Origin of the sequence: Azospirillum brasilense (genome assembly GCF_003349955.1) — a bacterium.
Lineage (GTDB): Bacteria > Pseudomonadota > Alphaproteobacteria > Azospirillales > Azospirillaceae > Azospirillum > Azospirillum brasilense_B.
The window spans coordinates 26,936-39,923 of sequence record NZ_QLKQ01000043.1 but is presented as its reverse complement, the minus strand read 5'-3'; the positions used below and the strand labels follow the sequence as shown (position 1 = coordinate 39,923).

The window sequence follows — 12,988 nt, the reverse complement described above, 5'->3', positions numbered from 1 at the left end:
AAATTAAATAAAACTATTAACAAATGAGTTAGGATTGCTTCGATAGCATTCCGGCATGGAAACGCTCACGCGTGCCACCGCCCATCGGCGCGGATTTGTCGGGAAGGTTGTCATGTTCGATAATGTGTCCATCCGCTCGAAGCTTTGGGGATTGGTGGCTCTGGCGAGCATCGCGTCGGCGGCCATCGTCGGTGCCGGGCTCTGGCTGAATTACCAGCGCATGCACGCCGACCGCGTCCAATCCCTGCGCTTCATGGTGGAAGCCGCCCACAGCATGGCCGCCACCTATGAGGCGGAGGCCGCCGCCGGTCAGATCACGCGGGAGGAGGCGCAGGCCCGCTTCAAGCGGTCCCTTCTGGGGATGCGCTACGGCGGGCAGGAGTATCTGTTCGCGATCACTCTGGACGGCTTCGGCTTCGCCCATCCCAGCCCGAAGCTGATGGGGCAGGACGTGTCCGGCGTCAAGGACACCAAGGGCGCGCCGATCCTGATGGACATGGCGCGCATCGCCAAGGCGTCGGGGGAAGGCACCTACGGCTACTTCTGGAACGTCGCCCCGAACAGCGACGAGACGGCGGCGAAGCTGTCCTACATCAAGATCTTTCAGCCCTGGGGCATCTACATCGGGACCGGCGTCTTCATCGACGACATCCGCGGCGCCTTCCTGAGCACGCTGTGGACGGTTCTGGTGGTGGCCGGTCTTCTGGCGGTGCCGGCGGTCTGCCTGATCGCGCTGGTCGGCGTGCGGCTCAGCGCCACGATCCGCAGCCTCAGCACCCGCATGCACGCCCTGGCGGACGGCGACCTTTCCGTCGCCTTTCCCGAGGCGACCCGCCGCGACGAGATCGGCGCCATGGCCGGCGCCGCCCGCGTGTTCCTGAGCAACGCCGCGGAGAAGAAGCGCCTGGAGGCCGATCAGGCCGCCGCGCTGCGCCGGTCGGAGGAGGACAAGCGCCGCACCCTCGCCGGCCTTGCCGAACGGTTCGAGCGGAGCGTCGGCGAGGTGATGAAGGCGGTGTCGCACGAAACCGAGGCGATGGAGCACGAAGCCCAGGAGATGACCCGTGCCGCCGGGCAGACCGACCGGCTGGCCGGCACGGTGGCGGCGGCGACGGAGCAGACCTCGGTCAACGTACAGACCGTCGCCGTGGCGACGGAGCAGCTGTCCGGCTCGGTGGGGGAGATCAGCCGCCGGGTCGCCGACGCCTCGCGCATCGCGCGGGACGCCGCCACCGCGTCGGAGCGCGCCACCGGCAAGGTGACCGGGCTGGCCGAGGCGGTCGGTCGGATCGGCATCGTGGTCAGCCTGATCAACGACATCGCGGCGCAAACCAACCTGCTGGCGCTCAACGCGACCATCGAGGCGGCCCGCGCGGGCGAGGCCGGCAAGGGCTTTGCGGTGGTCGCGGGCGAGGTGAAGAGCCTCGCCAGCCAGACCGCCCGCGCCACCGAGGAGATCGCCGCCCAGGTCGCCGGCGTCCAGTCCGCGACCGGCGAGGCGGTGGCCGAGATCGGCGGGGTCGCGCGCGTGATCGAGCAGGTGAACGGCATCGCCACGATCATCGCGTCGGCGGTGGAGGAGCAGGGGGCGGCGACCCAGGCGATCAGCCGCAACGTCCAGCAGGCCGCCGAGGTCACGCGCGACGTGGCGCGCGACATCTCCGGCGTCACCGCCGCCGCCGGGCAGTGCGGGAAGATGGCCTACGCCGTGCTGGAGGCGTCCCGGCAACTGGCCCAGCAGTCGGAAACCCTGAACGGCGAGATCGGCGGCTTCCTGAAGACCCTGCGCACGCAGTGAAAGGCGGGGCCGGCGGGCGCCCTGGCGGTCAGTCGGCGGCGGCGCGCGTGCCGGTCTCCGGGACCGCTGCCGGGGTCGCCTTCTTGGGCGCCGGTTTTTCCAGAACGGTCGTCTCCACCCAGTCCGCGACGTGGCGGGCGACCGATTCCCAGCCGGGTTCGAGCATCATGCTGTGCCCCATCTCCGGAAAGAACACCGGCTCCGTCCGGAAGGCGCGGGCGGTCGCCTCGACCTGGTCCCTGGGAATCAGCCGGTCCTCCTCCGCGCCCAGAACGGCCACGCGCTCGCCGCGGGCCGGCAGCAGCGGGAAGGGAATCCAGCCGCCGATGTCCAGAAGCACGCGCTGCGACTCCTCCTGCATCAGCGGCTCGTAGCGCTTGGCCAACTCCAGCGGCACCCGGTCGGAGAACATGGCGCGGCGCACCGCCTCCGCCTCGATGCCGTTTGAGAAGGTCATCAGCATGCCCATCTGCTGGAACACGTAGGGATCGCTCCAGGCCAGCCGCATCGTGGACTCCAGCAGGCCGTGCGGCGGGGCGGAGGCCATCAGGACCGCCCCCGGAAAGCGGCGGCGGATCAAGGCCCGCTGGACCACCATGCCGCCCATGGAATGGCCGATCAGCACCGGCGGCGCCGAACAGGCGTCCACCGCGCTCAGAACATCATCCACATAGTCGGCGATGCCGAAGCTGTTCAACCGCTCCCGCCCCTCGCTGGCGCCATGGCCGCGCAGGGACACGGCGTGGGCCTCCCAGCCCTGCTCGGCGAACCAGGGCAGGAAATGCTCGTCCCAGATCCAACCGCCGCAGAAGGCGCCGTGGACGAACAGCAGGGGCACCGGCTTGGCCGGTCCAGCGGGAAGGCGGCTGAGGATTTCGAGCTGGGGCATGGGCGGTCCGATCCGGATGCTGCGGTGCGGTGGGGAAACCAGAGGTAGCCCGCATCGCTTCCGCTGTCGACCCGCGCTCAGCCGTTGGCAGCCTTGAGCAGATGGGTGGTGAACCAGGAGCGCGCGGAATCGGCCACCTGATCCAGCTTCCCCGTCTCCTCGAACAGGCGGCCGGCCCCCGGCACGACCTCCAGCGCCTTGGTGCAATGCAGCCGGGTGAAGGCGTCGTTGTTGAGGTCGAGCGCCGGGGCGTCCTTGCTGCCCACCACCAGCAGGGTGGGGGCGGCGACGGCGTTCAGCCACTCCTCCGCCAGATCGGGGCGCCCGCCGCGGCAGACCACGGCGCCGATTCCATCGTGCTCCGCGGCGCGCCCGGCCGCGATCAGCGCCGACGCCGCCCCCGACCCGGCGCCGAAGAAGCCGATGGGCTTGCGCTCCACCGTGGTGGCGGCGCGCAGATGGCGGACGGCCAGCAGCAGGCGTTCGGACTGGCGGTGGACGTCGAACTGGTTGGCCGGGTCGGCCTTCTCCCCCTCGGTCATCAGGTCCATCAGCAGCGTGGCGAATCCGGCCTCGCGCAGGCGCGCGGCGACGCGGGCGTTGCGCGGGCTCATCCGTCCGCTGGAGGTGCCATGGGCGAAGATCACCGCCGCCGCGAAACCGGCCGGTGCCCCGAATTGCCCAGCAAGACCGAGCGGTGGAATGTAGAGCGTCGTCTCCATGCGCCTTTCCCCCTTTCGTTGGGCCTTGCCCCGATGAGGTGGCCGGCCGGTGGCTCAACAGGTCGGATGGTCGGTCCGTGCCCGATGGCCTACAATGACGATCCCGAACCGAATCCACAGATCGGTATCGTTCCCCGGTGAAGGGAGACCCACCTTTGTCAGACAAGCCCCCCGCCACTGTTTCACCCACCGCACCCGTCCTCGACCCCGCGGCGGTCGGGGCGAAGCTCGGCGCCACCGGCTATCCCGAGCCGTTCCGCGCCGCCGTCGCCGGGCGCCTGCGCAAGCGGCTGGGCAACCCGCTGGGAATCACCAACTTCGGCGTGAACCTGACCCGGCTGGAGCCGGGCGCCGCCTCCGCCCTCCGGCACTGGCACACCCGCCAGGACGAGTTCGTCTATGTGCTGGACGGCGAGCTGACCCTGGTCACCGACGCCGGCGAGACGGTCCTGCGTCCCGGCATGTGCGCCGGCTTCCCGGCCGGAAAGCCCGACGGGCACCAGCTCGTCAACCGCTCCGAGGCGCCGGCGACCTATCTGGAGGTCGGCGATCGCAGCGCGGGGGACGAGGTGCATTACCCGGACGAGGATCTGCGCTACGACAGCGCGACCGATCTCTTCGCGCATCGCGACGGCACGCCCTGGTGAGCGGGGCGGAGACACCATCCGTCAGGGCACCGCCCGCGCGCCGAGAAAGGCCGGCTCCGCCAGAGGGTGGGCGGACCGCCGCAGCCCGGCGATGTGCCGGGCGGCCTGGGCGCATTGGTTGCGCAGCTCGGGCACCGCGGTCATCTCCCAGAAGGGCGGCCGGCTGACCGGGCCGAGGGCGAACAGCCGGTCCGACTCCCGACCGTCCTCGCTGATCAGGGCGCCGTCCATGCTGACATCCAGCCCCAGCCGCAGCGGGTCGGGTCGCGCCAAGCCGCGCGTCAGCAGCGCCTTGACCAGGGGATGGGCGATCCGGCTGAAGTCGCATTCGGTGCCGGTGGCGTTGACGAGGGCGCCGACGGTGCGGGTCCAGACGGTTCCCTCCGATCCACGGGCGCGGACGGTCGCTTGCACCCCGTTCGGCACGAGGGTCAGTGTCTGAAGGCGGCCGGCGCGGATGGTCAGCCGCCCGTTCGCGCAGAGGGCGGCGATGCGGGCGGCCACCTCCGGCGCGATGCGGTGGCGATGGACCTCCCAATAGGGGCGGACATGGCGCAGGAAGCGCCGCCGCTCCTCCAGCGGCAGGTGACTCCAGATCAGATGATGGTAAGGGCGCAGCGCGTCGAAGGCCGACCGCCAGTCGAATCCCGTCTCCCGCGCGCGGCGGACGTCGGCCTTCAGGGCGATCATCACGTCGAGCACGGTGCGTGGCATCACCTGGGGGTGGATGAAGCTTTTGAAGGGCCGCGTCTCCTCGTGCGTCTGGGGCAGCAGGCCGCGGCGCGACAGAGCGAGAATGGGGCCGCGGTGCCCCTGGTCCTCCAGCGACAGGACGGTGTCCACCATGGTCAGCCCGGTGCCCAGGATCAGCACGGGCGCGTCGGGGGCGATGGCGGCCAGCGCCGGCCAGTCCCAGGGCGAGGCCACGTAGCGGCTGGAGGCGTAGACCTCCGGCGCCGGGACCGGCGGCGGCGAGGGGGCGAAGTTGCCGACGCACAGGACCGCCGTGTCCACCGACAGGCTGGTGCCGTTGCTCAACCGCAGCCGGGTGCCCCGTGCGTCCGACGCGATGTCCACCGCCTCCGCCCGCGACATGGTGAGCGAGACGTGGGGTGGGGCGTTGGCCACGGCCTCCCGCAGGACGTCCCGGATGTAGGCGCCGTAGCGGGCGCGGGAGACGAAGGCGTGTCCGCTGGGCGGCACCGCCCCGGCACCCTCCTCTTGTGCCTCTTCGTCCTGCGCCCACAGCCAGCGCAGGAAGTGCCGCGGGTCATCCGGATAGGCGCTCATGTTGTAGGCGCGCACGTTCAGCAGATGCGCGGCGTTGGGCGTGGAGTAGGCGAGCCCGGCGCCGACGCTGGGCGTGCGTTCGATCAGGTGCAGGCTGGTCGGCTCATCGACGGAGCGCAACAGATGCGCGGCGAGGACGCTGCCGGTGAAGCCGGCCCCGATGATGGCGATGCGGCGTTTCGAAGGGCGTGCTGACAACGTCGTCGCTCCTCTGCTCTGGCCGTGCGAAGGGGGCGGTGATCCGGTGCCGTGGTACCGAAAGGCCCGGTCGGCCACTCTTCGGTGCAGGGTTGGACAGGTCAACCGCTATTCCGGCGTAGGACAAACCCCTGGCACCGCCGGAAGGTTTATGGTTAACAGGAAATTAACTATAACCGGGGATGGTTTCGCACCTTCGAACCATGTACGGCAGGACCGATGCGCGACCACCCCCTCCGACCCGCCCACATCATCCCGTGCGACACCAAGCCGGCCCCGTCGGACCGGCGCGACTCCGAACGGCGCGAACCGGACGTGCAGTTGGCCGCCATGGTGCCGCAGAGCGTCAAGCGCGCCGTCCGCCGCCGCGCCGAGGAGGAGGGAACGACCGTCCGCAGCGTTCTTTTGCGCGCCCTGAAGCACGCCGGGATCGCCGAGGTGGACGAAGCGGAGATCGCCGACCGCCGCATCGCCGCCGGCGCCGAACGTTCCGGCGCCTGGAAGGCCACGCGCGCCCGTTGACGGGACGGTCGGGCTTCGCGCACCGTCACACGGCATCATTTTCCGAAAGCCGCCTTGCATGAGCCTTCTTCACCGCCTGTTGCTGCTCGTCCTCGTGGCGATGATTCCGGCGGCCGTCATCGAGGTGAAGAACGAGCTGGCCCTGCGCGCCGCGCGGGAGGCCGAGGTGGGGCGGGATGCCCTGCATGTCGCCGCCCTGTTCGAGGCGGAGCAGCACCGCATGATCGACGGCCTGCGGCAGGTGCTGAGCACGTTGGTGAAGGCCGACCCGGTGCGCGCCCCCGGCTCTCCCGCCTGTCAGGCGCTGATGGACGATCTGCGCGCGTCGTATCCCGGCCATCTCGGCATCGTGATCGCCGGGCTCGACGGGGTGGTGCGTTGCGCGACCGACCGCGCCTCGCTGGGGATTTCCATTTCCGACCGCGACTATTTCCGCGATGCGCTGGACAGCGGCCGGATGACGCTGGGCGAGCATGTTTTCCGCCGGACGGACGGGCGATCCGCCATGCCGGTGGCGCTGGCCTTCCAGGACGGCGAGGGGCGGGCGGCCGGCGTCGTGACGGCGATGACCGATATCTCCTGGATCGCCGATTTCCTGTCCAAGCGGCCGCTGGCCGACAACACGCGGATCACTCTGGTGGACCGCCGCGACCGGGTGGTTGCTCAAGTGCCGTCTCTGCAAATCCAGATGGCGCCGGACCAGAGCGGCGACGGCGGCGCGCTGTCCCCCATCGTCATCGCGCTGCTGTCCCGCGACGCGCCCGGCATTGCCGAGGTGACCGGGCTGGACGATCGGCCGCGCATCGTCGCCTACCGGCCGACCGGCCAAAGCCTGGACGGCATCGGGGTCGTCGTCTGCCTGGACAAGGGCGAGGCGCTGGGGCCGATCCGCGGTGCGATGATCCAGGCGATGACCGGCATCGCCGGCGTGCTGCTGCTGACCCTGCTCGCCGTCTGGTGGGGCGCCAGCCGGTTCCTGCGGCGGCCCGTGGCGGCGCTGGTCGCGACGGCGGAGCGCTGGAAGGGCGGCGACCTGACGGCGCGCAGCGGCGTGGCCGACCAGTCGTCCGAACTGGGCACGCTGGCCCGCGCCTTCGACGGCATGGCCGAGGAGCTGGCCCGCCAGCAGCAGGTGCGGGAGCAGGCCAGCGCGCTGGCCTACAAGACGGCCGCCGTTCTGGGCAGCATCACCGACGGCGTGTTCGAGGTGGACCGCCACTGGCGCATCACCTTCATGAACGAGCGCGCCCGGACGCTGATCGCCGGCGGGCGCGACCTGATCGGCCAAGACCTGTGGGACGTCTTTCCCGAGGTGTCCGCCAGCGCGTTCGGTGAAAACTACCGCCGCGCCATGCAGGATCAGACGCCGGTCGAGTTCGAGGAGTATTGCACGGCCTTCGAATCCTGGTTCGCCGTGCGCGCCTTCCCGTCGCCGGACGGGCTGGCCGTCTTCTTCCAGGACACCACCGCCCGCAAGTGGGGGGAGGCGGCTCTGACCTCCGCCAACCGGGAAAAGAACGCCCTGCTGGCGCAACTGAACAGCCTGCTGCAGAACGCGCCGGTCGGTTTCGCCTTTTTCGACCGCGAGCGCCGCTACATCCGCATCAACGAGCAGTTGGCGGATTGCAACGGCATCCTGGCCGAAGCCCATATGGGTCGTACGCTGGCGGATCTGATTCCCGTCGTCGGCGCCAGCGTCGAACCGCTGATCGACCGGGTGTTCGAATCCGGCGAGCCGATTCCCTACCGCGAGATCGTGGGCGAGACGCCCAGGGAGCCCGGCGTGACGCGCCACTGGCTGACCGCCCTGTTCCCGGTCCATGAGGGGATGGAGGTCGCGGCGGTCGGCGCCGTCGTGATGGAGGTCACCGACCTGCGGCGGGCCGAGACGGCGCGCCGCCAGAGCGACGAGCGCTTCCGGTCGGTCTTCGAGCTGGCGGCGGTTGGCATCGAGCGGGTGGGGTTGGATGGCCGGATTCTCGACGTCAACGCCAAGATCTGCGACATCGTCGGCTACCCGCGCGAGGAGCTGCTGAAGCGGACCTACCGCGACATCACCGATCCGGCCGATCTGCCGGAGGAGGAACGGCTGATCGAGCGGCTGCTGTCCGGCGACCTGTCCAGCTACGCCCTGGAGAAGCGCTACCGCCGCAAGGACGGCGGGGCGGTGTGGGTGCGGGTGACCTCCTCGCTCGCCCGGATCACCGGCACGGAGCCGGCCTACCGCATCACCGTCGCCGAGGACATCACCGAGCGCAAGGCGATGGAGGCCGAACTGCGCGCCGCCCGCGACGAGGCGGAGCGCGCCAACCTCGCCAAGTCGAAGTTCCTGGCCGCGGCCAGCCATGATCTGCGCCAGCCGCTCCAGTCGCTGTTCTTCTTCACCGCCGCCCTGTCGGCCCATGTCGGGTCCGCCGCGGGGACCAAGATCCTGACCCATCTGGAGCAGGGTCTGGACGCGCTGAAAGGGCTGCTGGACAGCCTGCTCGACGTGTCCCGCCTCGACGCCGGGGTGGTGACGCCGGTGTTCGAGGACTTCGACGTGGCGGAGGTGCTGGACCCGATCCGCGCCGCCTACGCGCCGGTCGCCGCCGGCAAGGGCATCGGCTGGCAGGTCGAGGTCACCGCCGGGCGGGTGCGCAGCGACCGCACGCTGCTCGGCCGGCTGCTGCGCAATCTGGTCGAGAACGCCATCCGCTACACCGAAACAGGGCTGGTGCGGGTGCAGTGCCGGTCGGACGGCCGCTTCCTGTCCATTGTCGTCCAGGACACCGGCATGGGCATTCCCGACGACCATCTGGAGCGGATCTTCGAGGAGTTCCATCAGGTCGGCAACCCGGAGCGGGACCGCAACCAGGGACTCGGCCTCGGCCTCGCCATCGTGCGGCGCCTGTCGCGGCTGCTCGACCATCCGGTGGAGGTGCGTTCCGCGGTGGGCAAGGGCTCGGCCTTCCGGGTTCTGGTGCCGATGGGAGAAACGGTGGCCACCGCCGTCGCGGACGCCGGGAGCACGGCGCCGGGGACGGGGCAGGGCCGTCTCGCCGTGCTGGTGGACGACGACGCCATCGTGCTGATGGGGCTTCAGCTGATCCTGACGGAATGGGGATACGCCGTGCTGGCGGCGGGCAGCGCCGATCAGGCGATGGAGCGGTTGTCCGCCCAGACCCGTGTCCCCGACATCGTGATCGCCGATTACCGGCTGCGCGAGGGGCGGATCGGGACCGAGGTGATCCTGCGCGTGCGCGAGCGCTACGGCGCCGGGGTTCCGGGTGTGATCCTGACCGGGGAGACGGGACCGGACTGCCTGCTGGACGCCACCACCCATGGGCTGACGGTGATCCACAAGCCGGTCACCCCCCGTGAGCTGGCGGCGGCGGTGGACCAGCGGTTGAAGGCCGTGCCGGTGTGAACCGGCGTCCGGCCGTCAGCGCGTGAGGCCCCAGCGCCGGTACCACGCGTTCAGGTCCCGCGCGGAGTCGATCCGTATCTTCGGCAGGTCGGCCTGATCGAAGGTGCGCAGGTTCCGCGCCCGGTTTCTCGGGGTGGCGACGGCGATGTGGCGGATCATCTCCCATTTGATGCTGTCCCGGCGACCCTCCAGCGCGCCGCGCCGTTCCCGCTCGAACAGGGTCCGGCGGAAGTAGCGCAGCAGGCTGAGCGGCATGGGCACGTCCAGGTAGATCAAGCCTGTCGCCCGCTGGAAGCGCTGCGGAATGCAGCGTGAATAGTTTCCCTCCATGATCCAGCGGTCGCCGGCGATGGCCGCGTCGTGCAGGGCGATGAACTCGTCGGTCGGCCGCGGCTGCCAATCCGTGTTGGGGGCGTGGTAGAGCCGGTCGAGGTGGACGACGGGAAAGCCGCGCTGCCGTGCGATCGCTTCGGCAAGCGTGGATTTCCCGCTGTTGGACGGGCCGAGGATGCAAATGCGGTGGCCGAGGTCGGAAAGCTGCATGGGATTGATACCGTTGGAAAACAAAGCTTGGTGCAAAACAAAGCTTGGTCGGGCCGCGAGCGTTCGCGGACCGCAACATGGTGTTCGGAGGGGGAATCGTCACCCGTCCGGCGGTCATTCCGCCTGGACGAGTTCCTTCGCGGCGGGGCGCGGGGCGAGGGCGGCGCGGCCGGCGTCGGTCAGGCGGCAGACCAGCCAGTCGGGCTTCAGCGGGTTGTCGAACCAGCGCGCGGCCCAGCCAGACTTCAGGCAGCTTTCGATGGTCTGGCGCTTGACGCGCTGGCCGTCGCCGTCGAACAGCGGCAGCTTGCCGCCGGGCTGATCCAGGCCGTTGCGCAGCCACGCCGCCTGCGCCTCGGTGGGGCGGCGTCGGGACGTGGTGCGTCGGGGTGCGGCCATGGTTCGTCGCCTCGGAAGATGGTGCGGCCCGGCTGTCACGCTCTGGCGGCCTGTGGCAAGATTCGGGCACTCTACATCGAAAGGCTCCGGTCATGGAATTCGTCTTCGCCTACATCACCGCCGGATCGCGGGACGAGGCCCGGCGCATCGGCCGCGCGCTGGTCGAGGAGCGGCTGGCCGCCTGCGCCAACATTTTCGACGGCATGACCTCCATCTACCGCTGGCAGGACGCCATCGAGGAAGCCAATGAGACGGTGCTGATCGCCAAGACGCGGGCGGAGCTGTTCGAGCGGCTGGCCGCGCGGGTGCGGGAGTTGCACAGCTACGATGTGCCCTGTGTGGTCGAGCTGAGGGTGGGGCGCGGCAACCCGGCCTATCTGGACTGGCTGCGCGACGGGACCGCCTGAGCCCTGAACTCTGAGTCCGCCGGCCGGTCGCCGCATGCCGGCCATGACGGCGGCGCATTGGACCGCCTCCGACCCGCGTGCCAGTTTCGCAAGGGTTGCTTTCAAGCGCAAATCATCCGGATGCGGAGAATTTCCATGACCGACACATCGGCGCGGCTGTCGATCGGCTTTTCCTGGATCGGCCACGCGCTGATGCACATCGTGTCGGCCCTGTTCCTGACCGTCGTCCTGGCATTGGAGCGGGAATGGAAGCTGCCCTACGACGAGCTGATCCGGCTGTGGACGCTCGGCGCCCTGATGATCGGCGTCGGCGCGCCGCTGGCCGGCTGGCTGGGCGACCGCTGGAGCGAATGCCGGATGATGGCGGTCTTCTTCCTGCTGACCGGGGCGGGGACCATCGCCTGCGGCCTGACCGATGGTCCGGAAGCGCTGCTGTGGGCGCTGGCGGTGCTCGGGCTCGGCTCCTCCATCTACCACCCGGTGGGTATGGCCTGGATGGTCAAGAACGCCACCAACCGCGGCAAGGCGCTGGGCTACCAGGGCATCTTCGGCACCATCGGGATCGCCTCGGCGGCGGTGGTGGCCGGCGGCCTGACCGAGTGGCTGGGCTGGCGCTCGGCCTTCCTGATTCCGGGGGCGGTCTGCCTGGGGCTGGGCGTCGTGCTGGCCCTGCTGATCGCCATGGGCAAGGTCGAGGACCGCCAGGGCGACGTGAAGCCAATCCCCAAGGCGTCGCGCGGCGACGTGATCCGCGCCTTCTTCGTGCTGTCGGTGACGATGGTCTGCGCCGGGCTGATGTTCAACGCCATGCAGGTGGTGCTGCCCAAGCTGTTCGAGGCGCGGCTGAGCGACCTGCTGGGCGGCAGCACGCTGGGCGTTGGCGGCGTGGTGACGGCGGTCTATCTGTTCGCCGCCCTGCCGCAGCTCATCGGCGGGCATCTGGCCGACAAGTATCCGCTGAAGCGCATCTACACCCTGTGCCTGCTGGTCCAGGTGCCGATGATGGCGGCGGTGGCGGTCCTCGCCGACCTGCCGCTGGTCGGTGCGGCGGCGCTGGTCGTCGTCGCCTCCCAGGTGCAGATCCCGGCGGAGAACCTGCTGCTCGCCCGCTACACGCCGGAAAAGCACCGCGGGCTGGCCTACGGCGCCAAGTTCATCCTGTCCTTCGGCGCCGGCCCGCTGGCGGTGCAGCTCGTCGCCCTGGTCTACGAGCGGACGGGCGAGTTCGTCATGCTCTATGCCACGCTGTCGGTGCTGGCGCTGGTCGCCTTCGCGGCGGCGCTGCTGCTGCCGCGCGACCGCGACGTTCCGGCCAAGCCGGCGGCGGCCCCGATGGCGGCGGCGGAGTGACGCCTCACATCTGGTCCGGCAGGATGGGGTAGGGCGCGTCGCCGGGCAGGTCGGCCACCACCGTCCGCCCCGTCCAGGTCAGAAGCCAGGCGTCGCCGACCCCGGCGGCGCGGATCTCGGCCAGACGGCGCAGGGCGGTCGGGCGGTCCTCCGGCGGCAGGACGAGGCGGTGGATGCGCCGGCCCCGTACGTCGGCCGCCACGATGTCGGCCTCTGGATGGCTCAGCCGCGCGCGCTGGGCTTCCGCCTGTCCACGCTTCGAAAAGCTGCCCGCGACCACGAGAAAGCGCCGTTCGGCGGGGCGCGGCATCGGCGGCAACACGGTGGCTGGAAGCGCGGCGATCTCCACCTCCGCCGTTATTGGGAGCGGCGCGGGCGGTGGCGGGGCGGGAACGGCCGGCGGTTCGGTTTCCGGAAGGGGGACCGGCACACTCTCGGCGCTGCGGACCACCGGCACGATGACCGGCTTGCAGACATAGCCTTGGCTCAGGACGCGGAAGGTCGCGCAATCCTGCTGCAGCATCGCTGACAGCATGTGGTCGGTGCTGCTCTTGCTGGTTCCGACATAGAGCATTCCGTCCACCGCGAAGGACGCGGCGGTCATCGCCACCGGCGCGCCCGCGCAACCGCCCAGCCCCAGAAACGCGACCGCCGTCATTCCCCGCCTGAGCCGTCCGCTCATGCTCCGCTTCCCCGCCCTGTTCGTCTCAGGGTCGGTGCTATGACCTGCGGAGGTCAATGGAACGGCCAGCGCTCAGCCCTTCGCGTCACGCCTACCTCCTGCGGGGTATCCCCCGCCCGCCGGGCCGGACGC

The 12,988-nt window shown here is 70.2% G+C and carries 12 protein-coding genes; 6 read left to right on the top strand and 6 right to left on the bottom strand.

The features are described from left to right. Positions 1–112 precede the first annotated feature (112 nt). Positions 113–1,798 carry a methyl-accepting chemotaxis protein gene (locus DXK32_RS19025; RefSeq protein WP_114859958.1) on the top strand — a complete coding sequence of 562 codons (1,686 nt, stop codon included), beginning with the start codon at positions 113–115 and terminating at the stop codon, positions 1,796–1,798. A 28-nt stretch (positions 1,799–1,826) separates the two neighbouring features. Here the strand turns inward: DXK32_RS19025 and DXK32_RS19020 are convergent, their stop codons facing one another. Together DXK32_RS19020 and DXK32_RS19015 are read right to left on the bottom strand one after the other, a co-directional pair. Beyond that, positions 1,827–2,687, bottom strand: coding sequence for an alpha/beta hydrolase (locus tag DXK32_RS19020; RefSeq protein WP_114859957.1), 861 nt, complete (start codon positions 2,685–2,687; stop codon positions 1,827–1,829). Between the two features lie 77 nt (positions 2,688–2,764). After that, the gene (locus tag DXK32_RS19015) at positions 2,765–3,409 is read right to left on the bottom strand and encodes a dienelactone hydrolase family protein (protein ID WP_114859956.1); all 645 of its coding nucleotides are present in this window, start codon (positions 3,407–3,409) and stop codon (positions 2,765–2,767) included. A 155-nt stretch (positions 3,410–3,564) separates the two neighbouring features. Between DXK32_RS19015 and DXK32_RS19010 the strand changes: the two genes are divergently transcribed. Next, a complete protein-coding gene (locus tag DXK32_RS19010; RefSeq protein WP_114859955.1) occupies positions 3,565–4,056 on the top strand; it encodes a cupin domain-containing protein in 492 nt (163 codons plus the stop codon). A 21-nt stretch (positions 4,057–4,077) separates the two neighbouring features. Here the strand turns inward: DXK32_RS19010 and DXK32_RS19005 are convergent, their stop codons facing one another. Beyond that, complete coding sequence (locus tag DXK32_RS19005; protein WP_114859954.1) at positions 4,078–5,544, bottom strand: FAD/NAD(P)-binding protein; 1,467 nt, start codon at positions 5,542–5,544, stop codon at positions 4,078–4,080. Between the two features lie 219 nt (positions 5,545–5,763). On the opposite strand from DXK32_RS19005, the gene DXK32_RS19000 reads away from it, so the two are divergent. Both DXK32_RS19000 and DXK32_RS18995 read left to right on the top strand, forming a co-directional pair. Further along, complete coding sequence (locus tag DXK32_RS19000) at positions 5,764–6,066, top strand: hypothetical protein (RefSeq protein WP_114859953.1); 303 nt, start codon at positions 5,764–5,766, stop codon at positions 6,064–6,066. A gap of 58 nt (positions 6,067–6,124) precedes the next feature. Beyond that, positions 6,125–9,475, top strand: coding sequence for a PAS domain-containing protein (locus tag DXK32_RS18995; protein WP_114859952.1), 3,351 nt, complete (start codon positions 6,125–6,127; stop codon positions 9,473–9,475). A 15-nt stretch (positions 9,476–9,490) separates the two neighbouring features. Here the strand turns inward: DXK32_RS18995 and DXK32_RS18990 are convergent, their stop codons facing one another. After that, complete coding sequence (locus DXK32_RS18990) at positions 9,491–10,018, bottom strand: isopentenyl transferase family protein (protein ID WP_114859951.1); 528 nt, start codon at positions 10,016–10,018, stop codon at positions 9,491–9,493. A 114-nt stretch (positions 10,019–10,132) separates the two neighbouring features. Further along, the gene (locus DXK32_RS18985; protein WP_114859950.1) at positions 10,133–10,417 is read right to left on the bottom strand and encodes a hypothetical protein; all 285 of its coding nucleotides are present in this window, start codon (positions 10,415–10,417) and stop codon (positions 10,133–10,135) included. Between the two features lie 92 nt (positions 10,418–10,509). On the opposite strand from DXK32_RS18985, the gene cutA reads away from it, so the two are divergent. Together cutA and DXK32_RS18975 are read left to right on the top strand one after the other, a co-directional pair. Then, positions 10,510–10,824: a divalent-cation tolerance protein CutA gene (gene cutA / locus DXK32_RS18980; RefSeq protein ID WP_114859949.1), complete on the top strand. Its 315-nt coding sequence runs from the start codon at positions 10,510–10,512 to the stop codon at positions 10,822–10,824. Between the two features lie 135 nt (positions 10,825–10,959). Next, positions 10,960–12,174: an MFS transporter gene (locus DXK32_RS18975; protein ID WP_114859948.1), complete on the top strand. Its 1,215-nt coding sequence runs from the start codon at positions 10,960–10,962 to the stop codon at positions 12,172–12,174. Between the two features lie 4 nt (positions 12,175–12,178). Here the strand turns inward: DXK32_RS18975 and DXK32_RS18970 are convergent, their stop codons facing one another. Then, on the bottom strand, positions 12,179–12,856 hold the full coding sequence (locus DXK32_RS18970) for an SPOR domain-containing protein (protein ID WP_114859947.1): 678 nt from the start codon (positions 12,854–12,856) through the stop codon (positions 12,179–12,181). Between the last annotated feature and the right edge of the window lie 132 nt (positions 12,857–12,988).